Source organism: Streptomyces tibetensis, assembly GCF_007655005.1.
Taxonomy (GTDB): Bacteria; Actinomycetota; Actinomycetes; order Streptomycetales; family Streptomycetaceae; genus Streptomyces; species Streptomyces tibetensis.
Window position 1 is genome coordinate 1 of sequence record NZ_SZVW01000032.1, and the last position, 23,562, is coordinate 23,562.

Sequence of the window (23,562 nt, forward strand, 5' to 3'; positions counted from 1 at the left end):
CCGTGGGCAACAGCGGTTTCAGCACTGCCCACTGTGCGTCGGTCAGATCTCCACGTGCCACAAGCCAAGATCATCCCACCCATGATCCACTTTCGATACACACCCTAGACGACGGGGGAGGGGGTGCCGTCAGACGACCCCGTCCGCACGCAGGGCCGCCACCTCCTCTTCGGCGCGGCCCAGTTCGGCGAGGATCGCCTCGGTGTGCTCGCCCACCGCCGGCACGGGGTCCATGCGCGCTTCCAGACCGGCGAGGTCGGCGGGCGGGAGCAGCGCCTCCACGGTGGCGCCCGGCACCTCGACCTCGCTCCAGCGGCCCCGGGCGGCCAGCACGGGGTGGTCCAGGAAGGCGGCCACGTCGTTGACCCCGGCGCAGGCGATGCCGATGCGCTCCAGGTCCTTGAGGACCTCGTCGGACCCGGAGCGGGCACAACGCTCGGCGACGACGACGTTGAGCTCCTCGCGGTGGGCGACACGGTCGGAGCCGGTGGCGAACCGCGGATCGTCGGCCAGCTCGGGACGGCCGAGGAACTCGGCGCACAGCGCCACCCATTCCCGCTCGTTCTGGATGGAGAACAGCACGTCCTTGCCGTCGGCGGCGGTGTACGTCCCGTAGGGCGCGATGGTGGCGTGCTGGGTGCCCAGGCGAGGGGGCTGGGTGCCGCCGTGCCGGGTGTAGTAGGCGGGCTGGCCCATCCACTCCGCGAGGGCCTCGAACAGCGACACCTCCACGGGGTGGGCCTCGCCGGTCATGGCGCGGGTGTACAGGGCCGTGAGGACGCCGCTGTAGGCGTACATCCCGGCGGCGATGTCGGCGACGGAGATGCCGGTCCGGGCGGTGCCCTCGGGGGTTCCGGTCAGCGACACCAGCCCGGTCTGGCACTGCACGAGCAGGTCGTAGGCCTTGCGGTCGGACCAGGGACCGGTCGTGCCGTAGCCGGAGATCGTGCACGGGATCAGGCCCGGCCGGCGGCTGGTGACGGTGGCGGCGTCCAGACCGAGCCGGGCGGCGGCGCCCGGGGCGAGGTTCTGCACGAAGACGTCGGCGCCGTCGAGGAGGTCGTGCAGGATCTCGTGGCCGCGGGGGTCCTTCAGGTCGAGGGTGAGGGACTCCTTGGAGCGGTTGAGCCAGACGAAGTAGCTGGAGTGCCCGTGCACGGTCGTGTCGTACCGGCGGGCGAAGTCGCCGCCGCCCGGCCGCTCCACCTTGATCACCCGGGCCCCGAGGTCGGCGAGCTGCCGGGTGGCGTAGGGCGCGGCCACGGCCTGCTCCAGACTGACCACCGTGACCCCGGCCAGGGGGTACCGCTGCACGCTCATGCCTCAAGCTCCCGAATCGTGTACGGAGGGCGCTCGGACAGTCTGCCGCAGGTGGAGAGCGGGAGGGCGGGCCGCCGACGCGATCCGGATCACGCCGACGGACGGTTTCGGAGCGCGGCGGCGTCGCTGACGTGCGGGTTTTCCTTCGTGCGGGGCGGGTCATGGCCAGGGTGCGGTGGATACGGCGAGGTCTGCGAGGTTCACGGTCGGGGGCGGCGGACACCGGGTGTCTGCGGGGTTCACGGCACGGGTGCGGCGGATACGGCGAGGTCTGTGACGCTCATGGCCGGGCCAGGCGGCGCATGGTGAGGGCGAGTTGCAGGCGGAGCCGTCCCTGCGGTGTGCGTACCGGCCAGCCGAGGAGGTGTTCGGCGTGGGCCAGGCGTTCCTGGAGCGTGGAGTGGTGGACGTTGATCTCGGCGGCGGCCGCCCGCAGGCTCGACGTGGACGCGACCGCATGCAGGGTGGCCGGCAGCCAGGGGGCGGTCGCGGCGGCGCTCTCCAGGGCACGGACGTCTTCCGGCGGCTCGGAACCCGGCGCGACGAGATCGGCGAGGAGGGCGATGCCGCCCAGCTCGTCGGCGTGGACGACCGAGGGACCGGGGTCCTGCGGGGTGTCCTCGGCGGTGAACCGCAGGGCGGTACGGGCCCCGGCCCAGGACCTGGGCAGCTCCAGCACGGGCACGGCGGGTCCCACACCGAGGCGCCCGGCGGGGAGGCGGGGGTCCGGGGGAGCGGGGTGGAGGGTGGCGGACGTGGGGCGGAGATGGGCGGGAGTGGGATGGACACCGGCGGGGGACGCGGTCGAGCCGGTCCCGGGACGGGGAGCGGTCGGCACCGGTGTGGCGGGTCGCGGAGCGGTCTGCGCCGGTGTGGCGGGGCGCGCTGGGAGAGGGAGCTCCTCTACGCCGTCGCCCGGACCGGGTGTGGTCCGCACGGCCGCCGGGCCCGTGAGGCCGGTCCCGGGCCGGTCGGTGCCTTCCGCGGACGGATGACCTGCTGCCTGCGGAACGGCCACCGCACCGGCGGGTATCACCCGGGGCCGGCCGTTCAGCGGGGCGAGCGCCCGGGCGTGGGCGGCGAGGTCCAGACCGAGGCGGCGGGCGGCGAGCAGACGGGCCTGTTCGGGGGCCGTGGCGTCGAGGAGGGTCTCGACCAATGCCGGATCGTCGGCCGGTGCCCGGCCGCGCGTGCGGTCGAGGACGAGTCGTACGGCACCGGCGGCCCGTTCCAGGATCACGGCGTCGACGACGCTGGGGGCGACCGCCACGTGCCGCGCGTCGGCGTTCTCGGGGACGGGCCGGGCGTTTCCCGCTTCGAGCCCCTTCGCCGCCGTCCCCCGGGGCCCGGCATCGCCCGCTCCCCGCTCCAGCCACAGCACAGCCGCGCTGTCGGGGCTCAGTCGTGCGCAGGGCCAGGCCGGGTCCGGTGGGGTCTCCCCGTCACGCCGGGTGCCGTCGGCCTCCACCCTCACGTGCACACGCCGTTCCGGATCCACCAGCCGCGCCGGGCAGCCGGCCAGGACCGCGGCGCCGCGCACGAGCGCCTCCACCCCCGCTCTGGACTCGGCCAGGCGGTCGAAGTAGGCGATGACCCGGACCGCCGCACCGGCATCCGGGTCGAGGGCGGTCAGCCGCCCGGCCAGCTCTTTCATAGGCCCATGGTGCGGTATGCGGCGGCTTTTGCGGACGGGCGGAGTGCGAGGGCTTCGCCTGGCTCGCTGCGCTCCGCCCGTTACACTCCCGGCAACCTCCGCGTGCGGCGGCTTGTGCGGTTGGCCGGAGTGCGAGGGCTTCGCCTGGCTCGCCGCGCTCGGCCCGTCACACTCCCGGCAACCTCCGCGTGCGGCGGCTTTTGCGGTCGGCCGGAGTGCGAGGGCTTCCCCTGGCTCGCCGCGCTCGGCCCTTCACACTCCCGGCAACCTCCGCGCGCGGCGGCTTTTGCGGTCGGCCGGAGTGCGTAGGCTTCGCCGGACTCGCCGCCCCCGGCCCCCCTCTTACACCCCCAGCAGTCTCCGCAGCCAGGCGGTCTGGGCTCCGCGTGCCGCCTGTGACACCGCCGCCTGAGGGGCGAAGCCGTCGAAGCCGTGGAAGCCGCCCGGCCACACGTGCAGCTCGGCCACCCCGCCGGCCTGCCAGATGCGCGAGGCGTAGTCGACGACCTCGTCGCGGAACGTCTCCGCCGAGCCCACGTCGAGGAAGGCGGGAGGCAGCCCCGTCAGGTCCTCGGCCCGGGCCGGCGCCGCGTACGCCGGCACATCGGGGCCGCCGCGGCGCGAGCCGAGCAGCGCGCTCCAGCCGGTCTCGTTGGCGGTGCGGTCCCACACCCCGAGGCCCGCCATCTGATGCGTCGAGGGCGTGTCGTTGCGGTCGTCGAGCATCGGGCACATCAGCACCTGCCCGATCGGCTGCGGCCCCTTGCGGTCCCGGGTGAGCAGAGCCAGGGCCGCGCACAGCCCGCCGCCGGCGCTCGCCCCCGCGATGACGATCCGCTCGGGGTCCGCGCCGAGTTCGGCGGCGTGGTCCGCCGTCCACAGCAGGCCGGCGTAGACGTCCTCGACCGGCGCGGGGTGCGGATGCTCCGGAGCCAGCCGGTACTCCACGGACACCACGACCGCGTCCAGCACCTGCGCCCACGCCAGGGGTACGTCGACGCCGACCCGGTTGTTCCCGAGGACCATGCCCCCGCCGTGCACGTGGTAGATCACGGGGCGCGGCCCCGCGGTCTCCGGCGCCGCCGGGCGGCAGATCAGCAGGGAGATGTCCGGCTCGCCCTGCGGCCCGGGGACCTGCCGGTCCTCCACCTCGAACGCCCCGCCCACCGTCAGGTCCAGCTCGGCCAGCAGCTGGATGCCCGGACCCTGACGCACCTCGGCGATCTCGTCGAGCGTCAGCCCCGGGCTGATCACGTCCTTGATCAGCTCCAGGGCGGCGGCGAGTTCGGGGTCGAACGGGGGCGGAACGTGCGTCATGGCGTCTCCTCACGCGAGGTCGCGGCGGCTCGTGCAGCCATGGTCGGGCCGCGGGCCCCGTCCGGGACGCCGCCGAGCGGCGGAAACTGCCCGCCGTACGGCGGGTGGTGCCACGGGGGCGGGCGACGGGATCGGGGGCGAGCGCGGCAGCGACTGCGGGTACCTGCCGCCGGCCTCGGCGGTCAGGGTAGCGGCCTGCCGAACCCGCACGGCGCGAACGAGTGGCGCCGCCACGGGCTCCGGCGCATCACAAGACTCGGCGGCCTTGCCCAGCCCGGCCACCACCTCACAGGACTCAGGGGCCGGTCTCCTACGGCCCAGCCACCTCACCCGGCCCGTCGCCCGTCGCAGCTATACCCTTTCGTATTACTCAAGCTGATTGATGCGGCTTGGTGGTCATCCGGCAGGGATGAGAATGCGGTGACGAGGGACCAGCAGACGTCCGGGCTGCCTGGCGCGGACAGCGCGGAGCAGGTCGACGGGCTGCCGTTCCACCCACGCGCTCTCCCCACCGCGCACCGGGTCGCCAGGGCCGCGGCCCTGGCGGCAGGCCTGCTGGGCCTGGTGGGCCTCATCGGATGGATCTCGGGGGCCGATGCCCTGAAGGAAGTGCTGCCCGGCATCGCGGTGGCCATGAAGGCCAACACCGCCGTGGCTCTCATGGCGCTCGGCCTCTCCCTGTACGCGGTCGTACGAGGTGGCGCCCGCCCGGGGACGCTCGCTGTCTCCCGCGTGGCGGCGGTCCTGTGCGCCCTGCTCGGCGCGCTCACCCTGGCGGAGTACGCGACCGGGGCGGACCTGGGGATCGACGAGTTCCTCTTCGCGGACGACACCGCCCACCAGGGAACGGGGCCGCCGGGCCGGATGGCGCCGAACACGACCGCCGCGCTGATAGCCGCAGGGGCGGGTTCCCTGTGTGCCGGTGCGCCCCGGGTTCCCGCATGGGTGAGTCAGGTCCTGGGACTGGCCGTCGGCGCTCTCGGCATGCTGAGGCTGTACGGGGCCGCCTGCGCGGTGCCCGCACTGGAGCAGTTCGGCCCCTACTCGGGCATGGCCCTGCACACCGCGGTGGCGCTGGTGCTGCTGGGGACGGCGCTCTTCCTGGCCCGTCCGGGAGAGGGCTGCGCGGGGCTGCTGCTGAACGCGGGGACGACGGGCGCGCTGGGACGCCGGCTGTTCGTCACCGTCCTGATCGTGCCGCCGCTGCTGGGCCTGGCCACCCTCGCGGGTGAGGACGAGGGGGTGTTCGGCTCGCGGCTGGGCACCGCGCTGCTCGTCTGCGGCCACGTGGCCGGGTTCACGGCGGTGATCTTCGCGACTCTGACCGTGGGCCGTCGTGTCGAGGTGGCGCACGGCCGACTCGAGTGGCAGGTCCGCCAGAACGCACTGCTGCAGGCCTTCATGGACCACACGCCCGCCGTGGTGTTCATCAAGGACCTGGACGGCCGCTTCCTGGCCGTCAACACGACGTTCGAGCAGAGCTTGAACCTGTCCCGGGACCAGGTCCTCGGCCGCCGCGACGACGACGTCATGCCGTCCGACCTCGCGCGCCAGGCGCGAGCCGCCGACCTCGCGATGCTGGCGGAGGGCAGGCCCGTGCAGCGAGAGGAACAACTTGCCCTGCCGGGCGGTCCGCGGGAGGTCCTGTCCACCCTGTTCCCCCTCAGGGACGCCTCCGGCACGCCCTATGCCCTGTGCGGTGTCGTCACCGACATCACCGAGCGGGTCGCGGCGCAGCGCGAGGTCCAACGGTCGCACCGGCGGTTCCTCGCGCTGCTGGAGTCCGCTCCCGACGCCACCCTGATCACGGACGGCGACGGCACCGTCCTCATGGCCAACCCGCAGGTTCAGCGGTTGTTCGGACGCGCGCCGGGTGACCTCGTCGGCACCGACGTGATCGGCCTGGTGCCCGCCTCCCGGCGCCGGCGGCACGGCGCCCTCCTGGATGCGTACTTCCGTCTGCGTGCTCCGAAGCCGACGGTCCTGGACACGGACCTGTTCGGGCTGCGCGGCGACGGCTCCGAGTTCCCCGTCGAGGTGAGCGTCAGCAGCCTGCGGTCCGAGGAGGAGACCCTGGTGGTCCTGACCGTCCGGGACATCACCGAGCGCAGACGGCTGGAGGCCGAACGCGCGGAGCGTTACGAGCAGCAGCGGCGTATCGCCTACACCCTGCAGCACAGCCTCATGGGGGAGCCGCCCCGTCTGGCCCACCTGCCGTGCGCCTACCGGTATCTGGCGTCCGTCCAGGACCCAGGAGTCGGTGGCGACTGGTTCGACGTCATCCCCCTCGACGAGCGCCGCACGGGCGTCCTCATCGGCGATGTGATGGGCCGGGGGCTGGAGGCCGCGGCCGTCATGGGGCAACTGCGCGCCGCCTCCCACGCCCTGGCCCGCACGGGCGCCACGCCCAGCGGGCTGATGAGGGCCCTCGACGCCTTCGTCGGCGACCTTGGGGACCAGCTGGTCACCTGCGTGTACCTGGTCCTGGACCAGGGCAGGCACGAGGTCACCCTGTGCTCGGCGGGACACCTGCCCGTCATCGCCCTGCCGCCCGACGGGCCGGCCTGCCGGCTGACCTCACCCGTCGGCGTGCCGCTGGGCGTCAACGACGCGCGATACGGGGTGCCGTTCGAGGAGGCGACCAGGCCGCTGCCGCCGGGCAGCGCCCTGGTGCTCTACACCGACGGGCTGGTCGAAAGGCCCGGCACGGACATCGAGGCGCAGGTCGACGTCCTCATCCGCACGGTCGACACCGCGCTGAAGGGCGCTCCCGTGGACGACCCGGACACCCTCGATCAGGCTGCGGGCCGCTTGATCAGGGCCCTCATCGCGGACACCGACACCTCCGACGACGACGTGACGCTGCTCCTGCTCGGTGTGCCCGGCCCGGCAGCGAAGGTGCCCCGAGCCTGAGCCGGCGTCACCGGATCGCGGCCTTCGGCGGCGCGACCGCGCCTCTGTCACGGTCCGGGCACGCCTCGCGCATACTTCTGGCCACGCAACCGAAGTGGCCGAAAAATGTGTCTCCGAGCGTGGCCGGCCGCTGGGGAGCGGCCGCCTTGGGGGGCTGGAAATGAACACATGGGCGGTGCCCGGATACACCGAGTCACTCGAACTCGGCGCAGGGGCGGGCGGCCGGGTCGTCCTCGCCGTGCACGAGGAGACCGGGGTGCCGGTCGCAGTGAAGTACCTCAGCGAGTCGCTGCGCACCCGGCCCGGGTTCGTGCGCGACTTCCGGGCCGAGGCACGGCTGCTCGGCGGCCTGGAGAGCCCTCATGTCGCCGGGCTGTACGAGTACGTGGAGAGTCCGGACGGGGCCGCCATCGTGATGGAGCTGGTCGACGGCGTCCCGCTGCGCAAGCTGCTCAGACGGGAGGGCCCTCTCGCTCCGGAGGCCGCGCTCGTCGTCCTCAAGGGATCACTGCTCGGCCTGGCCGACGCGCACCACCTCGGTGTCGTCCACCGTGACTACAAGCCGGAGAACGTCCTGGTCGGGCCGGACGGGTCCTCCAAGCTCGTCGACTTCGGCATCGCCGTGGACGCGGGCACCAGCGCCGGTGTGGCGGGAACCCCCTCCTACATGGCCCCCGAGCAGTGGACCGGCGCACCCGCCTCGCCCGCCTCCGACGTCTACGCGGCCACGGCCACCTTCTTCGAGTGCCTGACGGGGCACAAGCCGTACGACGGCGACAACCTCGCGGAGCTCGCGCTGCGGCACCTCGACGCGCCCGTCCCCGCCGAGGAGGTCCCCGACGTGGTACGGGAGCTGGTGCGGCGCGGTCTGGCCAAGGACCCGGTGGAACGCCCCGCACAGGCCGAGGCGTTCGTCACCGAACTGGAGGCGGTCGCCGGCGCCGTCTACGGCACCGACTGGGAGGAACGCGGCCGGAAAAGGCTCGCCGCGCTGGTGGCCCTGCTGCCGCTGCTCCTTCCCTCGGCCCGCACGGCACCCCGGAGCACCACGGACACCGCTCGCACGGTGCTGAGCCGGACGCCGCGCCCCGGCCGGGCCCACCCGTGGCTGCCCGGCCGCCCCGGACTGCTCGTGTCCGCCGCCGCCGTACTGCTCGGCGCCCTCCTGACGTCCGGGCTGCCGTACGACCCCGGGACCGCGGCGCAGCGAGCGGCGCAGTCCCTGGCCACCACCGGCGCCGGGCCCGGTGCGGGCGCGGCGGCGTCCGCCGCCCCGGCAGCGTCCTCCCCGTCCGCCGCTCCCACGGCCTCGACCGCCCGGTCGCCGTCCCCGACCGTGACGGCCCCGGACCCGGCGACCACCGGCACCGGCGCGCCCACGGCCTCGGCCGCCCCGCCCGGCGGCGGGCAGACGACCGCTCCCGCCGCGACGACCACCGCACCCCCCACCGCGACGACGCCGACGACCACGGCCCCGGCGCCGCCCTCCGGTCCCGCCGTCAAGGACGTCACCGTGACGGCCTTCCGGCAGACCAGCCCCACGACCGCGACGGCGACCCTCGGCATCACCACGGACGGCACCGGCCCGGTCTCCATCACCGTCTCCTGGTTCACGGGCGACACCGCGGGACAGCCGGGCACGGCGGACGGCGCGTCCCAGACCTTCGAGCGCAGCGGCGCCACCCAGTACACGCTCGGCGTCGACCACACCTTCCAGAACCTCGGCTGTTACTGGACGGTGCAGGCCACCACCACCCCGGCCGCCGCCGACGGCGGCGCCTCGCAGCAACTCCTGACCAGGCGGTGCGATCTGCGATGACCGCACACGACGACGACCGCACCGCCGCGCAGACCGCCGGCGAGCGGACGGAGGTGCTGGGTTCCGCCGGCGAGCGGACGGAGGTGCTGGGTTCCGCCGGCGAGCGGACGGAGGTGCTCGGCCCCGCCGGCGAGCCGACCGCGGTGCTCGGCCGCGCCGGCGAACGGCCCGAGGCGCCGGGACGTCCCGCCGGCCGGACCCGGACGCCCGAAGTCGACGCGGAGTACAGCGCCACCGTCCTCGCCAGCCACTGGATCCAGCGGCCCGGTGCCGACGAGACCCTCGCGGAGCAGGCGGCGACGCAGAAGGCGTCTGCCCTGCCGACGCCCCCCGACCGGGTCGAAGGAACCGTGCTGCGCTTCGGCCCCGGAGTGACCGCCGCCGTTCACCATCGCACCCACCGGACCCTCCCCGTCGTGCCGCCGCCTCCCGCACCCCGGGAGCGACGGCTGCGCAGGCACGCCCTGCCCGCGCTGGTCGTGCTCTGCGTCCTCGCGTTCCTCGCCTGGCAGCGCCTCGGGCCGCCCCTGTCGGTGAGTGCGGTGACGGTCACGGCGCGGCCGACGTCCCTGGGCTGCGACGGCACCGCGGACCTCGTCGCCCTGGTCACCACCAACGGCCGTCCTGGCACGCTGTCCTACCGCTGGATCCGGAGCGACGGCACCGCCTCGGGCGTGCTGAAGGAAGTGCTGGCCCAGGGACAGCGGCAGGCACGCCTTCACCTGCGCTGGACCTTCCAGGGCACGGGGCACCGGACGGCCCGGGCCGAACTGCGCATCCTCTCCGGGACCCCGCGCACGGGCACCACCGGCTTCACGTACGACTGCTCCTGACCGGGGACGCACCCCAGCGCGGGCGGTCCGAGCTCCTCACGTCCGGGGTCCGTCCGTCCCGGGCCCGGCGGGTGCGCATCTCGAAGGCGGCCCACCGAAGGCCTCGCGCCTCACCTCCCGGGTGCCCCCACGCGCAGCCCGTCCATGACGAAATCCAGCAGGCGGGTGGCGCGGGGCTGCCAGTCGGTGCCGGGGGGCAGCGTCCAGAGCCCGCCGATGACGAGGAAGAGGTCGTCCGCGGTGATACCCGGGCGGATGGTGCCGGCCTCCTCCGCGGCCCGGAGCAGCAGTTCGGCCGCCTCGGTGACGGGGGCGTGCCCGGGCTTCGCCGGCTGTCCCGGTGCGCTGGTGGCCTGGCGGATCGCGTCGGCCAGGCCCGCTTTGGCCAGGGCGAACCGCGCCAGCCGGTCCATCCACTCGCGCAGCGCCCGGTCGGGCTCCCGGCTCTCCAGCAGCGGCGCCGCGGTGTCGGCGACCTGCCGCATCTCGTGCCGGTAGACCTCCAGGACGAGTGCCTCGCGGGTGGGGAAGTGGCGGTAGAAGGTGCCCTGCCCGACGCCCGCCTTCTTGGCGATCGCGCTCAGCGGGACGTCCGCCGAACGGGTCAGTTCCTCCAGCGCCACTTCCAGAATGCGCTCGCGGTTGCGGAGCGCGTCCGAGCGCAGGGGGGCGTCCTTCTTCTGCCGCACTCGTACTCCTCGCGGGCCGCGGCCGAAACCGGACCTTGCTAAGCGGACAGGTGTCCGTTACGTTTCCCGAGTAGCGGACAACTGTCCGCTTGTTCCATCGTATCGGCGGGCCATCCGTGCGGACAGCCCGTGCCGGACACCGCGCCCCTGGGCACGCCCCGCATCGCGCCCGGTCGCGGACCGGCACCACCACCCGCAGCGCCCCCGCCCCCTTACCCCGCGATGTGAGAGAGAAGGCTTCCATGCCCCCATCGACGTCCAGCGACCTCACCCTGTCCGTCAACGGCGAGAAGTACACGCTGACCGTCGACCACCGCACCACCCTGCTCGACGCCCTGCGTGAACGACTCGAGATGACGGGCACCAAGAAGGGCTGCGACCAGGGCCAGTGCGGTGCCTGCACGATCCTGCTCGACGGCCGCCGCAGCCTGGCCTGCCTCCAGCTCGCCGTGGCCGCGGAGGGGCGCGAGGTCACCACCATCGAAGGCGTGGCCGAGGGCGAGCGACTGCACCCCGTGCAGCAGGCCTTCCTCGACCTGGACGGCTTCCAGTGCGGCTACTGCACGCCGGGTCAGATCTGCTCGGCCATCGCCGTGATCGAGGAGCACGCGGCCGGCTGGCCGAGCGCGGTCACCGGCGACGTCCGCCCCGAGGCGGGACCACCGCCGCTGACCCCGGAGGAGATCCGCGAACGCATGAGCGGCAACCTGTGCCGTTGCGGCGCCTACGTGTCGATCGTCCAGGCCGTGGCCCGGGCCGCCGAGGAGACCAAGGGAGCGGCGGCATGAGGGAGTTCGGCTACCAGCGGGCGTACGACGTCTCCGGCGCCGTGGCGCTGCTCGACGGCGACGGGGAAGCCCGGTTCCTGGGCGGCGGCACCAACCTCGTCGACCTGATGAAGACCGGCGTCGAACGGCCCGCCCGGCTCGTGGACGTACGCGAACTGCCCCTGAACCGCGTCGAGCCGGCCGAGGACGGCGGGCTGCGCATCGGGGCGACCGTCACCAACAGCGACCTGGCCGCCCACCCCGAGGTCCGGCGCCGCTACCCGGCCCTGGCGCAGGCGGTGCTGGCCGGGGCCTCCGGACAGCTGCGCAACATGGCCACCGTCGGCGGCAACCTGCTCCAGCGCACCCGCTGCGGCTATTTCGCCGACGTCACCTCCCCCTGTAACAAGCGCGATCCCGGCAGCGGCTGCCCCGCCATCACCGGAGAGCACCACAACCACGCCGTCCTGGGCGCCTCCGGCCACTGCGTGGCCACCCACCCCTCCGACATGGGTGTGGCACTGGCCGCCCTCGATGCGAGCGTGTCGTACGAAACGGCCGCCGGTGCGGGCGAGTTGCCGCTCGCCGACTTCTACCTTCCGGTGGGGGAGACCCCGCATCTGGAGACCGCGCTGCCGCCGGGCGCTCTCATCACCGGCGTCACCCTCCCCGCCAACGACACAGCGGCCAACTCCCGCTACCGCAAGGTGCGCGAGCGGGCCTCGTACGCCTTCGCCATCGGCTCCGTCGCCGCCGCGCTCGACGTCCGTGACGGCCATGTCCACGACGTGCGCCTGGCGTTCGGCGCGGTCGCCTCCCGCCCCTGGCGCGCCCGCACGGCCGAAAGCGCCCTGACCGGCGGCCCGGCCGACGCGGAGCACTTCGCCGCCGCCGCGGACGCCGAACTGGCGGCCGCCCGGCCCCTGCCCCACAACGGATACAAGGTGACCCTGATGCGCAACCTCGTCGTGGCCGTGCTGAGCGAACTCGCCGAGGAGACCGCCCGATGACCACCACCACCCGGGGCAACGCCGGCACCGCCACCCAGGGCAACACCGGCACCGCCACCCGGGGCGACGCCGGCACCGCCACCCAGGGCAACACCGGCACCGCCACCCAGGGCAACACCGGCACCGCCACCCGGGGCGACGTCGGCGCCGCGCACATCCGTGTCGAAGGCCGCGACAAGGTCACCGGCGCGGCCCGCTACGCCGGCGAGATCCCCTTCGCGGACCTCGCCCACGGCTGGCTGGTGCTGTCGAGCGTGGCCCGCGGCCGCCTCCGCGCCCTGGACACCGACGCCGTGCTCGCGATGCCCGGCGTCCTCACCGTGCTCCACCACGGCAACGCCCCGCGCGTCGACACCGCCTTCACCGGCATGATGGGCGTCGCGCCGGACCCGAGCACCGGCCTCTTCCAGCACGACCGGGTGCCCCACATGGGCTGGCCGGTGGCCCTGGTCGTCGCCGAGACCTCCGAGCAGGCCCGGGAGGCCGCCGAGGCCCTCGTGGTGCGCTACGACCGGGAGCCGCACGACGTGGCGTTCTCCGCCGTGCGCGAAGCCGAGGCCTATGCGCTGGACGGGCACATGCCGGCCGTGGTGGAAAAAGGCGACCTGGAGGCCGAGCTGGCCGCCTCCGCCGTCGTCGTGGACGCGGAGTACACCACTCCCGAGGAGCACCACAACCCGATGGAGCCGCACGCGGCGGCGGCCCGGTGGGAGGGCGGCCGACTGGAGGTCGTCGACTCCAACCAGGGCACGGGATGGGTCGCCGGCGAGCTCGCGAACCTCTTCTCCCTCGACCCGGCCTCCGTACGGGTCCGCTCCGAGCACGTCGGCGGCGGCTTCGGCAGCAAGGGCACCCGGGCGCACCAGGTGGCCGCCGTGATGGCCGCGACCGTGCTGCAGCGCCCCGTACGGGTCGTCCTGACCCGCCGGCAGATGTTCTCCCTCGCCGGCCACCGCAGCCCCACCGCCCAGCGCGTCAGGCTCGGCGCCGACGCGGACGGGCGGTTGCGCGCCCTGGAGCACCGGTCCCTGAACCACACCTCGACCGTGCATGACTTCGTCGAGCCGAGCGCCGCGGCGAGCCGGTCGATGTACGCCGCCGATGCCCACCACACCGCCAGCCGGCTCGTGAAGCTCGACGTCCCCACCCCGACCTGGATGCGCGCCCCGGGCGAGGCGCCGGGGTCGTTCGCGCTGGAGTCGGCGCTCGACGAGCTCGCCGAGCGATGCGGCATCGACCCGATCGAGCTGCGGGTCCGCAACGAGCCCGCGGTCGGCCCGGTGTCCGGGCTGCCGTTCGGCAGCCGCAACCTGATCGCCTGCTTCCGGGAAGGCGCCCGCAGATTCGGGTGGGACGGGCGGGATCCGCGGCCCGGCGTGCGCCGGGAGGGCCGCTGGCTGCTCGGCACGGGTACCGCCGCCGCCTCCTTCCCGACGCTGGCCATGCCGTCCACGGCGGCCCTGACCGCGGAGGCGGACGGCACCTTCACGGTGCGGATCAACGCCGCCGACATCGGCACCGGCGCCCGAACCGCGCTCACCCTGGTCGCCGCCGACGTCCTGGAGGTGCCCGCGGACCGCGTCCGGGTGCGGATCGGGGACAGCGACCTCGGCGCCGCGTCGATCGCCGGCGGGTCGGCCGGCACCCGCTCCTGGGGCTGGGCCGTCACGGCGGCCGCCCAGGAACTGCGCCGCAGCCTCCCGCCGGGCGCGGACATCCCGCCGGAGGGCGTCACCGTCCGGTCGGACACGGCCGAGGCCCTCGGTGCCCTCGCCCGGAAGGAGCGGCACGCCTTCGGGTCCCAGTTCGCCGAGGTCGCCGTCGATCCCGCCACCGGGGAGATCCGCGTCCGCCGCATGCTGGGCATCTTCGCGGCCGGCCGGATCGTGAACCCGCTCACCGCCCGCAACCAGTTCGTCGGCGGCATGACCTGGGGCATCTCCATGGCCCTGCACGAGGAAGCCGTCCGGGACCGCGCGAGCGGCGGCCTCTACGGCGCCGACCTCGCCGGCTACCACGTCGCCGCGCACGCCGACGTTCCGCACATCGAGGCCGACTGGGTCGACGACCCCGACCCCGACGACCCGGTGGGCATCAAGGGCATCGGCGAGGTCGGCATCGTGGGCGCGGCCGCGGCGGTCGCCAACGCCGTGTGGCACGCGACCGGCGTACGCCACCGGAACCTTCCGATCCGGCCCGACCGTGTGCTGGCGGGCGGCGATGCTTGATCTCGCAGGGCCCCTGCACGCGTGGATCGAGGAGGGCCGGGACTTCGCCGTCGCCACGGTGGTCGCCGTCGGCGGCAGCGCCCCGCGCCCTCCCGGCGCCGCCCTCGCCGTGTGCGCCGACGGCACGGCCGTCGGCTCGGTCTCCGGGGGCTGCGTGGAAGGAGCGGTGTACGACCTGTGCCTTCAGGCCCTCCAGGACGGCGAGACCGTGGTGGAGCGGTTCGGCTACAGCGACGAGGACGCGTTCGCGGTGGGACTGACCTGCGGCGGGACGATCGACGTCATGATCACCCCGTTCCGGGGCGGTCGTCCGGCCGAGACGGCCGCCCTGGCAGCCGTCGTCCGGGAGGAACCCGTGGCCCTGGCCCGGGTCGCCCGCGGCCCGTCCGGCCTCCTCGGCCGGGCGCTGCTGGTCCATCCCGACGGCTCGTACGAGGGCGGTCTCGGCGGCACCCCGGAGCTGGACCGCGCCGCGCTCGAGCGGGCCCGCGGCCTGCTCGCCACGGGGCGCACCGGCACGGTGGAACTCTCCGAGGACGGGTCACACTGCCCCGGCGGTCTCACGCTGCTCGTCGAGTCGGCCGCCCCTGCGCCCCGCATGATCGTCTTCGGCGCGATCGACTTCGCGGCGGCCCTCGCCCGGGCGGGGAAGTTCCTCGGCTACCACGTCACCGTGTGCGACGCCCGCCCCGTCTTCGCGACCCGGGCCCGATTCCCCGAGGCCGACGAGATCGTCGTCGACTGGCCCGACCGCTACCTGCGGCGCACGAGGACCGACGGGCGCACGGTGCTGTGCGTGCTGACCCACGACGCGAAGTTCGACATCCCCCTGCTCACGGAGGCGCTGCGGCTGCCTGTCGCCTACGTCGGCGCCATGGGCTCCCGCCGCACCCACGAGGACCGCGAACGGCGGCTGCGGGACGTGGGCGTGAGCGAGCGCGAGCTGGCCCGGCTCAGGTCTCCGATCGGCCTGGACCTGGGGGCCCGTACACCCGAGGAGACCGCCGTGTCCATCGCGGCGGAGATCATCGCGGCACGGCACGGCGGCACGGGGACACCGCTCACCGGCTCGGGCAGGCCGATCCACCGCCCCGAGCGCGAGCCCCAGCCGGTCTGAGCGCTGGCCGCGGCGGCAGTCGCCCTGAGCGCGAGCCGAAGACGCGGCGGGTCAGCGCGCAAGCCGCAGCCCGGCCTTCCTTAAAAGGGGCTGCCGCGGATGTGCCGGAGGGGCCGGGGCCGTTTCCGGCCGCGGCCCCTCCATGGGCGCGAGGTGAGGCGTCAGGCCGCGGCGGGCTCCGAGGCGTGACCGTGCAGACGGGCGATGACCTCGGTCAGCTGCTCGGCGACCTCGGCGTCGTCGGCCGGGTGGGTCTCGGCGAAGCGGGTCATCGAGCCGGGGATGGACAGCTTGACGTCCTCCAGGACCTTGCCGCCGGCCACGCCCACGGACTTGCGGGTCTCGTCGTGCGCCCAGACACCGCCGTACTGGCCGAACGCCGTGCCGACCACGGCCACCGGCTTGCCGTTGAGGGCACCGGCACCGTACGGGCGGGACAGCCAGTCGATGGCGTTCTTCAGCACGGCCGGGATGGTGCCGTTGTACTCGGGGGTGAACAGGATCAGGCCGTCGGCGGCGTTCGCGGCCTCACGCAGCCGCGCGGCGGCGGCCGGGACGCTACCCTCCACGTCGATGTCCTCGTTGTAGAAGGGAATCTCGGCCAGCCCCTCGAAGAGGTTCACCTCGGCACCTTCGGGGGCGAGCTTGACGGACGCCTCGGCGAGCTGGCGGTTGTGCGAACCGGCACGGAGGCTGCCGACGAGGGCGAGGATACGAACGGACATGCTGACTCCCACATCTGAGGCTGCTCTGAGGCACTGATGAGATCCGGACCGAGGTCCGTTTAACGTTCTAGCATCCTAACCGGACCGCGGTCCAGTTTTGTTCCCGATGCTTTACGCTGGCTTCATGTCCACCGCCCCGCCCTCCTCTCCGACGCCCCAGGAGCCCGTCGACCATCCCGAGCTGCTTCAGCTGGGCACCACCCTGGAGGGCGACGAGCCCTGCCTGCGAGCCGACGCCGCGCGCAACCGTGCACGGTTGCTGGAGGCCGCCGGGCGGCTTGTGGCGGAGCGCGGCGCGGAGGCCGTCACGATGGAGGCCGTGGCCGCCGAGGCCTGTGTCGGCAAGGGCACCGTCTTCCGCAGGTTCGGCGACCGTACCGGCCTGCTGACGGCGCTGCTCGACCACTCCGAGAAGAAGTTTCAGGCCGCCTTCCTCGGTGGCCCGCCGCCGCTCGGGCCCGGAGCGCCGCCCGTGGAGCGGCTGCGGGCGTTCGGCTGCGCGATGCTGCGCCGCTCGACCGACGACCTGGATCTGCAGCTGGCGGCCGAGCCCGGCGCGAACCGCCGCTTCGTCGCCCCCGCCCGCCGCGTGTTGCGGCACCACATCGAGATGCTGCTGCGCCAGGCCGTCCCCGACGCGGACTGCGATCTTCTCTCCCATGCGCTGATGGGTCAGCTGGATCCGGCCCTGATCCACCACTTGAGCAGGCAGTGCGGGATCCCCCTGGCCCGGCTGGAGGCCGCGTGGGTCGACCTGGTCGACCGGGTGACAGGCGCGGGCGCCACCTGCCGATAGGCGCCCACCGTAGCCCGTGAGCGCTCACGGGTTTCTCACAACTCCCCCGCCGGACGGGCGCATTGGGGCTTCTGCCAAGATGCCGTACGTCATGGTGCAGATACCGAAAACGCCCGCGCCCCCGTCCCCCGCACCGTCGCGCTCCGTGCCCACGAGCGCCGATGTGGCCCGCCTGGCCGGCGTCTCGCGCGCGACCGTCTCCTACGTCCTCAACAACACCAGTGCCGTACGGATCAGCGAACCCACCCGCCGCCGCGTGCGCGAGGCCGCGAAGGAGCTCGGGTACGTGCCCCACGCCGCGGCCCGCAGTCTGCGCGCCGGGCACAGCCGCATGGTCCTGATCCCCGCGCCGACCTTCCCCGTCGGCCCGCTCTACAACCGGTTCCTCACCGACCTCCAGGGATCACTCGCCGCCCTGGATTACATCGTCGTGCAGCACGGCATCGGTGGCCCGCACGGAGACGAAGCCGCCCGCGCCTGGGCCGAGTTGCGGCCCGTGGCCGTGCTCGTGCCCGGCTCCGGGCTGGGCCCGCGCGGGGTGGCGGTGCTCAAGCGCTCGGGGGCGCGGGCCGTGGTCACACTCGGTCCCGAGACCATCGAGGGCGCGCACGCGCTGCTCATGGACCACGACGTCGTCGGCCACAGTGCGGGCGCCCACCTCTACGACCGCGGCAGGCGCCGGATCGGCGTCGTCGTCCCGCAGGAGCCCGGTCTCGAGGCGTTCTCCGCACCCCGCCTAGACGGCGTGCGCCAGTCGCTGCGCGGGACGGACGCCACGGTCACCGAACTGCCCCTCGCCTACGACGAGCAGGAAGCGGCGCTCCTCGCCGCCCGCTGGCGCAGGCTCGGCCTGGACGCCGTGTTCACCTACAACGACGAGTACGCGATGCTGCTGATGCGGGCCCTGCTGGACGAGGGCATCCGCATCCCCGAGGAGACGGCCGTGATCGGGGCCGACGACCTGATGCTCGGGCGGCTGCTGCGCCCCCGGCTCAGCACGGTCCACCTGCGGCTGCCGTCCGGGCGTGAACTCGCCGAACTGGTCGACCGGGCGGTTCGTCATCCCGCCACCGAGCCCGAGACGCACAAGGTGCTGGGGGCGACGGTGCTGCACCGCGAATCGAGCTGACCCGGCGGGCACGACGTTCCGCCGGACGTCAGGTGCCGGACGGCAGACGCCGGGCGCCATCCGGAAGGGCGAGCGCCGGAGCCCGTGCGCAGATCCGCAATCGCCACACGGTGCCGGGCGCCATCCGGAAGAGGGTGAGCGCCGCCACCGTGCGCAGATCGGCACACGGCACACGGCACACGGCAATCCGGCAGGCGGTCCGGTCTGCGGGCGTGGCAGGGCTAGGATGTTGCATGCTCAACAAAACGGGGACGCGTTCCTACGCGGGCCGCGGCACGCACCGCCGCGCCCGCTCGGCGCGTTCCGCCCTGTGACCGCCGAACCGGCCGCGCACGCACGGGAGTTCCGCTCGCCCGTCAGCCGGTGACCGATCGATCGGAGAGCCGTCATGCCGTTGCTCGACACGAAATCCTGGCAGCCCCGCAGCCTCGCGGGGCCCGGATACACCGTCACCGAGCCCGCCACCGGCCAAGCCCTCGGCACTCTCGCCCTCGCCGGCCCGGAGGACGTCGAAACCGCCGCCGGGCGGGCCGCCACCGCCCAGAGCGCCTGGGCACGCACCCCGCACTTCGCCCGCGCCGCCGTGCTGCGCAAGGCCGGCGACCTGTTCACCGAGCACGCCGCCGAACTGCGCGAATGGCTCGTCCGCGAATCGGGCTCCGTCCCCGGCAAGGCCGACTTCGAACTGCACGTCGCCGCCCAGGAGTGCTACGAGGCCGCCGCGCTCGCCTCCCGCCCGGCCGGCCAGGTCCTGCCCAGCGAGGCGCCGCGCCTGTCGTACACGCGCCGTGTCCCGGCCGGTGTGGTCGGCGTGATCTCGCCGTTCAACGCCCCCCTGATCCTTTCCATCCGTTCCGTCGCACCGGCCCTGGCGCTGGGCAACGCGGTCCTGCTGAAGCCGGACCCGCGCACGGCCGTCTGCGGAGGTCTGGCCCTCGCCGCGGTCTTCGCCGCCGCGGGTCTGCCGGAGGACCTGCTGCACGTGCTGCCGGGCGGCCCGGACGCCGGACAGGCCCTGGTCGCCGACCCGCGCGTGCCGGTCATCTCCTTCACCGGCTCCACCGCCGCCGGACGGGCCGTGGGCGAGGCCGCCGGCCGTCACCTCAAGCGGGCCCACCTGGAACTGGGCGGAAACTCGGCCATGATCGTGCTGGAGGACGCCGACCTCGACGCGGTGATCTCCACGGCCGCCTGGGGCTCGTTCTTCCACCAGGGCCAGATCTGCATGACCACCGGACGCCATCTGGTGCACGCGTCCCTCTACGACGAGTACGTCGAGCGGCTGGCCGCCAAGGCGGACTCACTCGCGGTCGGCGACCCGCACCGGGACCAGGTCCACCTGGGCCCCATCATCGACTCCGGCCAGCTCGGCAAGATCAGCGGTCTGGTCGAGGCCAGCACGGCCGCGGGTGCCAAGCTCGCCGCCGGCGGCACCTACGACAGGCTCTTCTACCGGCCGACGGTCCTCGCCCATGTCGACGACCGCACCCCCGCCTATACGGAGGAGGTCTTCGGCCCGGTCGCGCCCGTCCGCTCCTTCAGCACGCCCGACGAGGCGGCGGCCCTGGCCGCGCAGAGCCCGTACGGCCTCTCCCTGGGCATCGTCACCAGGGACCCGGCCCGCGGCCTCGACCTCGCCGAGCGCATCCCGACCGGCATCGTCCACATCAACGACCAGACCGTGAACGACGAGGCCGTGGCGCCCTTCGGCGGGGTCGCCGCATCCGGCACCGGCGCCCGCTTCGGCGGCGAGGCCAACCTGGAGGCCTTCACCGAACTGCGCTGGACGACGGTACGCGGGGACGTCGCCCCGTACCCCTTCTAGAGCCTGCGCGTCCCGTGCGCGAGGGGCCGGTGCGGGGGCCCGGTCGTCCGGGCCCCGCGCCGGGTCACTCGGCCGGCTGCTGAGCCTGCTGCTCGGCGACCGCCTTGCGGACCTCGTCCATGTCGAGGTTGCGGGCCTGCCCGATGACGTCCGTCAGGGCGGCCTCGGGCAGGGCGCCGGGCTGCGCGAACACGGCGACCTGATCACGGACGATCATCAGCGTGGGAATGGACTGGATACCGAAGGCCGCGGCCAGCTCGGGCTGCGCCTCGGTGTCCACCTTGCCGAACACCAGGTCCGGGTTCTCCCCGGCCGCCTTCTCGTACACCGGGGCGAACTGCTTGCACGGCCCGCACCAGTCGGCCCAGAAGTCGATCAGGACGAACTCGTTGTCCGTGACCGTCTGGTCGAAGTTCTCCTTGGTGAGCTCCACGGTGCTGCTCATGGCGTAAATCCCTCTTCCTGGTGTGGGGTCAAGCCGTCGGCACAACACGGCCGACCGGACACGTATTCCGCGCCCCTACCCATGTGGCCAGGGCGCACACCACCCACCAGACTGACCCCATGACGGAAACGGAAACCAACACGTACGACGTCGTGGTCCTCGGTGCCGGGCCCGTGGGGGAGAACGTCGCCGACCGCACCCGCGCCGCCGGACTGACCACCGCGGTCGTGGAGAGCGAACTGGTCGGCGGCGAGTGCTCCTACTGGGCGTGCGTGCCCAGCAAGGCCCTGCTGAGGCCGGTCATCGCCCGCGCGGACGCCCGCCGCGTCCCGGGGCTGCGCCAGTCCGTCCAGGGCCCCCTCGACGCCTCCGCGGTCCTCGCCCACCGGGACTACTACACCTCGAACTGGAAGGACGACGGTCAGGTCGGCTGGCTCGACTCCATCGGCGCCGCCCTGTACCGGGGCCACGGGCGCCTCACCGGCCCCCGCACGGTGACGGTCACCGGCCCGGACGGCGGCGAGCACGTCCTGACCGCCCGGCAGGCCGTCGCCGTCTGCACCGGCAGCCGAGCCGCCCTGCCGGGCCTGCCCGGCCTCGACGCCGTCAAGCCGTGGACCAGCCGGGAGGCCACCAGCTCCAAGACCGTGCCCGGCCGGCTGATCGTGATCGGCGGCGGAGTGGTCGCCACCGAGATGGCCACGGTCTGGCAGGCCCTCGGCTCGCAGGTCACCCTGCTGGTCCGCGGCAGGGGCCTGCTGCCCCGCATGGAGCCGTTCGCCGGGGAACTGATCGCCGAGGCGCTCACGGAGGCCGGCGCGGACGTCCGTACGGGCACCTCGGTGGAGTCGGTGACCCGGGAGAACGGGACGGTCGTGGCCGTCACCGGCACGGGCGACCGCATCGAGGCCGACGAGATCCTCTTCGCCACCGGCCGCGCCCCGCGCACCGACGACATCGGGCTGGAGACGATCGGCCTCGACCCCGGCTCCTGGCTGCCGGTCGACGACAGCCTCCGCGTGGACGGCCACGACTGGCTGTACGCGGTCGGCGACGTCAACCACCGCGCGCTCCTCACCCACCAGGGCAAGTACCAGGCCCGCATCGCGGGCGCCGCCATCGCCGCGCGAGCCAACGGGGAGACCCTCGTGGCCGAGCCCTGGGGCGCCCACGCCGCGACCGCCGACCACGCCGCCGTCCCGCAGGTCGTCTTCACCGACCCGGAAGCCGCGGCCGTGGGCCTGTCCCTGGCCGAGGCGGAACAGGCGGGGCACCGGGTGAAAGCCGTCGACGTGGACCTGTCCACCGTCGCCGGGGCCGGCCTGTACGCCGACGGCTATCAAGGCCGCGCCCGCATGGTCGTCGACCTCGAGGGAGAGATCCTTCGCGGCGTCACCTTCGTCGGACCAGGCGTCGGCGAACTCATCCACTCCGCGACCGTCGCGGTGGCGGGCCAGGTCCCGATCAGCCGCCTGTGGCACGCCGTCCCGTCCTACCCGACGATCAGTGAGGTGTGGCTGCGGTTGCTGGAGGCGTACCGCGACGCCTGACCCGCGGACCGGTCGGCGCCCGAGCGGCGCCGACCGGGATCACGCGTGCGCGGGCACCACCAGTTCCCGGTAGTCGTCGTCCCACAAATCCTCCTCCGCCTCCGGGAGCAGCAGCACCCGGTCCGGCCGCAGCGCGTCGACGGCGCCCTCGTCGTGCGTGACCATGACGATCGCCCCCGGGTAGGTGCCCACCGCGGCCAGGACCTCGGCGCGGGAGGCCGGGTCGAGGTTGTTGGTGGGCTCGTCCTCGGCGCTGCGCAACGCCCGCACGGCCGGGTCCAGGCCGCGCGCGGACAGGATCCGGTCGGTGACGGTGACCGACTGGTCGGCGGCACGGGAGTCCTGGGGGAGATGCCCGACTCCGGCCGTGCGGCAGACCGAGCCGGCGGCAGGCCGCAGTTCGCCCGCCAGGGTGTGCAAAAGGGTCGTCTTCCCGGCGCCGATGGTGGCACCTCCCTGCTCGAGCGAAGCCGAGAGCTTGGGGGAGGCCGACCAGGCCGATGCGGTCGCCGGGGGAGACGTGGAAGGAGACGCCGGACAGCAGCAGACGCGCGCCCACGCGCACGTCGACATCACGAACGGTGATCATGAGAAAACCGCTCCGAACAAGCAAGAGGACACACGGGTGGCGTGGGAGTGGGTCCTGAGCTAGGAAATTCGGGGCGTGGACATGCGGTCACGGTCACGGAGATCCCGCCACGGGCGCCTCCGCATTTCCGGCGGAGCGACTCCGCGCGCGTTACGGCAGCTCGAAGCCGAGCGCCCGCGCCGCCTCCTGCGGTGTCGGCTGGCCCCAGCGCTCCGCCATCGCCAGGTTGGACGCCAGTGAACGCGGCTCGGCGCGGTCCAGGTACAGGACGCCGTCGAGGTGGTCCGTCTCGTGCTGCACGATCCGCGCCGGCCAGCCCGTGAACACCTCGTCCAGCGCCCGTCCGTGCTCGTCCTGCCCGGTCAGCCGCACCTCGGCGGGCCGCGCCACCACCGCCTGCCAGCCCGGGACGCTCAGGCAGCCCTCGAAGAACGCGGCCCGCGCGTCCCCGGCCGGCTCGTAGGAGGGATTGACCAGCACACGGAACGGCTGCGGCACCCGCCCGCGCACGAGCCGTACCTCCTCCGGCACCGGCGCCGGATCCTCGATCACCGCGATCCTGAGCTCCACGCCGACCTGCGGCGCCGCCAGGCCGACCCCGGGCGCCGCGCGCATGGTGACCCGCAGGGCCTCGACGAACCGGGCCAGCAGGGCGGGCCCCAGCTGACCGTCGTAGGGTTCGGTGCCCTGCCGCAACACCGGGTCGCCGGCCGCGACGATGGTCAACGGGAGTCCCCCGTCGAGGAGTTGGCCGACCCGCTCGGCCAGGGGCGCGCGATCGCTCGGTGTTCCCATCGCGTCAGGATGACACGGCACCCCCCACCCCTGCGTGATGC

Annotated in this window: 18 protein-coding genes and 1 pseudogene; 11 read left to right on the forward strand and 8 right to left on the reverse strand. The window is 73.9% G+C overall.

Features of this window, described 5'->3' with window-relative positions:
* Window positions 1–129: 129 nt before the first annotated feature.
* The 3 genes from FDO69_RS38340 to FDO69_RS38350 form a co-directional block, all read right to left on the reverse strand.
* Window positions 130–1,320 carry a CaiB/BaiF CoA transferase family protein gene (locus FDO69_RS38340; protein WP_104788189.1) on the reverse strand — a complete coding sequence of 397 codons (1,191 nt, stop codon included), beginning with the start codon at window positions 1,318–1,320 and terminating at the stop codon, window positions 130–132.
* A 280-nt stretch (window positions 1,321–1,600) separates the two neighbouring features.
* Window positions 1,601–2,974, reverse strand: coding sequence for a helix-turn-helix domain-containing protein (locus tag FDO69_RS38345; RefSeq protein WP_104788192.1), 1,374 nt, complete (start codon window positions 2,972–2,974; stop codon window positions 1,601–1,603).
* 342 nt (window positions 2,975–3,316) lie between these two features.
* Window positions 3,317–4,291 (reverse strand): alpha/beta hydrolase, encoded by a 975-nt coding sequence (locus FDO69_RS38350; protein WP_104788195.1) that lies wholly within the window; start codon window positions 4,289–4,291, stop codon window positions 3,317–3,319.
* A 420-nt stretch (window positions 4,292–4,711) separates the two neighbouring features.
* On the opposite strand from FDO69_RS38350, the gene FDO69_RS38355 reads away from it, so the two are divergent.
* The 3 genes from FDO69_RS38355 (at window position 4,712) to FDO69_RS38365 (ending at window position 9,856) form a co-directional block, all read left to right on the forward strand.
* A complete protein-coding gene (locus tag FDO69_RS38355; RefSeq protein ID WP_104788198.1) occupies window positions 4,712–7,204 on the forward strand; it encodes a SpoIIE family protein phosphatase in 2,493 nt (830 codons plus the stop codon).
* 160 nt (window positions 7,205–7,364) lie between these two features.
* On the forward strand, window positions 7,365–9,023 hold the full coding sequence (locus FDO69_RS38360; RefSeq protein ID WP_104788200.1) for a serine/threonine-protein kinase: 1,659 nt from the start codon (window positions 7,365–7,367) through the stop codon (window positions 9,021–9,023).
* Window positions 9,020–9,856: a hypothetical protein gene (locus tag FDO69_RS38365; protein ID WP_234388282.1), complete on the forward strand. Its 837-nt coding sequence runs from the start codon at window positions 9,020–9,022 to the stop codon at window positions 9,854–9,856. Before FDO69_RS38360 ends, FDO69_RS38365 begins: the two co-directional genes overlap by 4 nt.
* Before the next feature lie 110 nt (window positions 9,857–9,966).
* On the opposite strand, the gene FDO69_RS38370 is transcribed toward FDO69_RS38365, so the two are convergent.
* Window positions 9,967–10,545 carry a TetR/AcrR family transcriptional regulator gene (locus tag FDO69_RS38370; RefSeq protein WP_104788203.1) on the reverse strand — a complete coding sequence of 193 codons (579 nt, stop codon included), beginning with the start codon at window positions 10,543–10,545 and terminating at the stop codon, window positions 9,967–9,969.
* Between the two features lie 242 nt (window positions 10,546–10,787).
* On the opposite strand from FDO69_RS38370, the gene FDO69_RS38375 reads away from it, so the two are divergent.
* From FDO69_RS38375 to FDO69_RS38390, 4 genes are read left to right on the forward strand one after another with little or no spacing between them, the layout of a single operon-like run.
* Window positions 10,788–11,333, forward strand: a complete 546-nt coding sequence (locus tag FDO69_RS38375; protein ID WP_104788206.1) for a (2Fe-2S)-binding protein — start codon at window positions 10,788–10,790, stop codon at window positions 11,331–11,333.
* Window positions 11,330–12,322, forward strand: a complete 993-nt coding sequence (locus FDO69_RS38380) for an FAD binding domain-containing protein (RefSeq protein ID WP_104788208.1) — start codon at window positions 11,330–11,332, stop codon at window positions 12,320–12,322. The genes FDO69_RS38375 and FDO69_RS38380 overlap by 4 nt, the downstream gene beginning before the upstream one ends.
* Complete coding sequence (locus FDO69_RS38385; RefSeq protein WP_104788211.1) at window positions 12,319–14,550, forward strand: xanthine dehydrogenase family protein molybdopterin-binding subunit; 2,232 nt, start codon at window positions 12,319–12,321, stop codon at window positions 14,548–14,550. The genes FDO69_RS38380 and FDO69_RS38385 overlap by 4 nt, the downstream gene beginning before the upstream one ends.
* Complete coding sequence (locus FDO69_RS38390; protein ID WP_104788362.1) at window positions 14,543–15,667, forward strand: XdhC family protein; 1,125 nt, start codon at window positions 14,543–14,545, stop codon at window positions 15,665–15,667. Before FDO69_RS38385 ends, FDO69_RS38390 begins: the two co-directional genes overlap by 8 nt.
* A 161-nt stretch (window positions 15,668–15,828) precedes the next feature.
* Here the strand turns inward: FDO69_RS38390 and FDO69_RS38395 are convergent, their stop codons facing one another.
* Window positions 15,829–16,392, reverse strand: a complete 564-nt coding sequence (locus FDO69_RS38395; RefSeq protein ID WP_104788213.1) for an NAD(P)H-dependent oxidoreductase — start codon at window positions 16,390–16,392, stop codon at window positions 15,829–15,831.
* Between the two features lie 124 nt (window positions 16,393–16,516).
* Between FDO69_RS38395 and FDO69_RS38400 the strand changes: the two genes are divergently transcribed.
* From FDO69_RS38400 to FDO69_RS38410, 3 genes are all read left to right on the forward strand, one after another.
* Window positions 16,517–17,188, forward strand: coding sequence for a TetR/AcrR family transcriptional regulator (locus FDO69_RS38400; protein ID WP_104788364.1), 672 nt, complete (start codon window positions 16,517–16,519; stop codon window positions 17,186–17,188).
* Window positions 17,189–17,267: 79 nt separating this feature from the next.
* Window positions 17,268–18,317 (forward strand): LacI family DNA-binding transcriptional regulator, encoded by a 1,050-nt coding sequence (locus FDO69_RS38405; protein WP_420878578.1) that lies wholly within the window; start codon window positions 17,268–17,270, stop codon window positions 18,315–18,317.
* A 388-nt stretch (window positions 18,318–18,705) separates the two neighbouring features.
* The gene (locus FDO69_RS38410; RefSeq protein WP_104788216.1) at window positions 18,706–20,142 is read left to right on the forward strand and encodes a benzaldehyde dehydrogenase; all 1,437 of its coding nucleotides are present in this window, start codon (window positions 18,706–18,708) and stop codon (window positions 20,140–20,142) included.
* A 64-nt stretch (window positions 20,143–20,206) separates the two neighbouring features.
* Here the strand turns inward: FDO69_RS38410 and trxA are convergent, their stop codons facing one another.
* Window positions 20,207–20,587 (reverse strand): thioredoxin, encoded by a 381-nt coding sequence (gene trxA, locus FDO69_RS38415; RefSeq protein WP_053673779.1) that lies wholly within the window; start codon window positions 20,585–20,587, stop codon window positions 20,207–20,209.
* Between the two features lie 119 nt (window positions 20,588–20,706).
* Here trxA and FDO69_RS38420 point away from each other — a divergent pair, with 119 nt between their 5' ends.
* A complete protein-coding gene (locus FDO69_RS38420; protein WP_104788219.1) occupies window positions 20,707–22,137 on the forward strand; it encodes a dihydrolipoyl dehydrogenase family protein in 1,431 nt (476 codons plus the stop codon).
* A gap of 39 nt (window positions 22,138–22,176) precedes the next feature.
* Here FDO69_RS38420 and FDO69_RS43260 read toward each other — a convergent pair.
* Both FDO69_RS43260 and FDO69_RS38435 read right to left on the reverse strand, forming a co-directional pair.
* Window positions 22,177–22,383 (reverse strand): annotated as a pseudogene (locus FDO69_RS43260) (ABC transporter ATP-binding protein); the annotation flags it as partial.
* A gap of 493 nt (window positions 22,384–22,876) precedes the next feature.
* Window positions 22,877–23,521, reverse strand: coding sequence for a peptide deformylase (locus FDO69_RS38435; protein ID WP_104788221.1), 645 nt, complete (start codon window positions 23,519–23,521; stop codon window positions 22,877–22,879).
* Window positions 23,522–23,562: the final 41 nt, after the last annotated feature.

Excerpts from the sequence above, each read along its gene's own strand:
- FDO69_RS38340 (WP_104788189.1), bottom strand. The coding sequence starts at position 1,320 with ATGAGCGTGCAGCGGTACCCCCTGGCCGGGGTCACGGTGGTCAGTCTG.
- FDO69_RS38345 (WP_104788192.1), bottom strand. The coding sequence starts at position 2,974 with ATGAAAGAGCTGGCCGGGCGGCTGACCGCCCTCGACCCGGATGCCGGT.
- FDO69_RS38350 (WP_104788195.1), bottom strand. The coding sequence starts at position 4,291 with ATGACGCACGTTCCGCCCCCGTTCGACCCCGAACTCGCCGCCGCCCTG.
- FDO69_RS38360 (WP_104788200.1), top strand. The coding sequence starts at position 7,365 with ATGAACACATGGGCGGTGCCCGGATACACCGAGTCACTCGAACTCGGC.
- FDO69_RS38365 (WP_234388282.1), top strand. The coding sequence starts at position 9,020 with ATGACCGCACACGACGACGACCGCACCGCCGCGCAGACCGCCGGCGAG.
- FDO69_RS38375 (WP_104788206.1), top strand. The coding sequence starts at position 10,788 with ATGCCCCCATCGACGTCCAGCGACCTCACCCTGTCCGTCAACGGCGAG.
- FDO69_RS38380 (WP_104788208.1), top strand. The coding sequence starts at position 11,330 with ATGAGGGAGTTCGGCTACCAGCGGGCGTACGACGTCTCCGGCGCCGTG.
- FDO69_RS38385 (WP_104788211.1), top strand. The coding sequence starts at position 12,319 with ATGACCACCACCACCCGGGGCAACGCCGGCACCGCCACCCAGGGCAAC.
- FDO69_RS38390 (WP_104788362.1), top strand. The coding sequence starts at position 14,543 with ATGCTTGATCTCGCAGGGCCCCTGCACGCGTGGATCGAGGAGGGCCGG.
- FDO69_RS38395 (WP_104788213.1), bottom strand. The coding sequence starts at position 16,392 with ATGTCCGTTCGTATCCTCGCCCTCGTCGGCAGCCTCCGTGCCGGTTCG.
- FDO69_RS38400 (WP_104788364.1), top strand. The coding sequence starts at position 16,517 with ATGTCCACCGCCCCGCCCTCCTCTCCGACGCCCCAGGAGCCCGTCGAC.
- FDO69_RS38405 (WP_420878578.1), top strand. The coding sequence starts at position 17,268 with ATGCCGTACGTCATGGTGCAGATACCGAAAACGCCCGCGCCCCCGTCC.
- FDO69_RS38410 (WP_104788216.1), top strand. The coding sequence starts at position 18,706 with ATGCCGTTGCTCGACACGAAATCCTGGCAGCCCCGCAGCCTCGCGGGG.
- trxA (WP_053673779.1), bottom strand. The coding sequence starts at position 20,587 with ATGAGCAGCACCGTGGAGCTCACCAAGGAGAACTTCGACCAGACGGTC.
- FDO69_RS38420 (WP_104788219.1), top strand. The coding sequence starts at position 20,707 with ATGACGGAAACGGAAACCAACACGTACGACGTCGTGGTCCTCGGTGCC.
- FDO69_RS38435 (WP_104788221.1), bottom strand. The coding sequence starts at position 23,521 with ATGGGAACACCGAGCGATCGCGCGCCCCTGGCCGAGCGGGTCGGCCAA.